Source organism: Vibrio sp. 2130-1, from assembly GCF_033339515.1.
This window is the reverse complement of record NZ_JAWOUT010000112.1, coordinates 1-951: the sequence shown is the minus strand read 5'-3', so window position 1 is coordinate 951 and position 951 is coordinate 1. Positions and strand designations below refer to the sequence as shown.

Annotated in this window: 1 protein-coding gene and 1 pseudogene; one reads left to right on the top strand and one right to left on the bottom strand. The window is 43.1% G+C overall.

Translation table 11 applies throughout. The features are described 5' to 3' along the window. Window positions 1-720, top strand: a 720-nt coding sequence (gene cobB / locus R7Q09_RS24575; RefSeq protein WP_318143751.1) for a Sir2 family NAD+-dependent deacetylase, incomplete at its 5' end; no start/stop codon positions are given. 75 nt (window positions 721-795) lie between these two features. Here the strand turns inward: cobB and potD are convergent. Beyond that, a pseudogene (gene potD / locus R7Q09_RS24570) lies at window positions 796-951 on the bottom strand (spermidine/putrescine ABC transporter substrate-binding protein PotD); the annotation flags it as partial.

The window sequence follows — 951 nt, the reverse complement described above, 5'->3', positions numbered from 1 at the left end:
TTCCCTTATAGAAATATTGTAGTACTTACTGGAGCAGGTATCTCGGCTGAATCTGGTATTCAAACATTTCGAGCCCAAGATGGCCTGTGGGAGAATCACCGAATTGAAGATGTAGCAACACCTGAAGGTTTTGCTCGAGATCCAGACCTTGTTCAGAGTTTTTATAATCAACGCCGTCAAAAGCTTCAGGATGAAGCGATCAAACCGAATGCTGCGCATCTTGCTCTTGGCCGTCTTGAAGCGGAATTAGAGGAAAAGGTGACGGTCATCACGCAGAATATTGATAACCTGCATGAAAGAGGTGGCAGCCAAAATGTGATTCACATGCATGGTGAGTTACTTAAGGCGCGATGTAGTGAATCTAACCAAGTTATTGAACATACCGAAGATATAAAAACTGGTGAGCTTTGCCATTGTTGTCAAATTCCATCACAAATGCGCCCACATATTGTGTGGTTTGGCGAAATGCCACTGAGAATGGGAGAGATATACGCAGCACTGGAAGAAGCTGATTTGTTTGTCTCTATCGGTACTTCGGGCGTCGTCTATCCGGCCGCTGGCTTTGTGCATGATGCTAAAATGCATGGCGCTCATACTATAGAAATTAACCTTGAGCCAAGTGCGGTTGAAAGTGAATTTGAAGAAAAACGCTATGGTAAAGCAAGCGTTGAAGTACCGAAGCTTGTTGATGAAATTCTTGCTTTGGAAACGAAAGCATAAAAACTTAAACCCAACTATTAGATACAAAAAAAAGCGGCTCATGAGCCGCTTCTTCACATCTTTAAAACTAACGATTTAGTTGTTTACTTTTAGCTTTTGGAAGTACTCATCGTACATTACGCTCGCTTCGCCAACTTCATCTTGCCATGTTCCGCTGTCCATTACTTCTTGCGGAGGGAAGATGCTTGGGTCGTTAGCAAACTCTTTTGGTAGCAGTTCATGTGCCGTCTT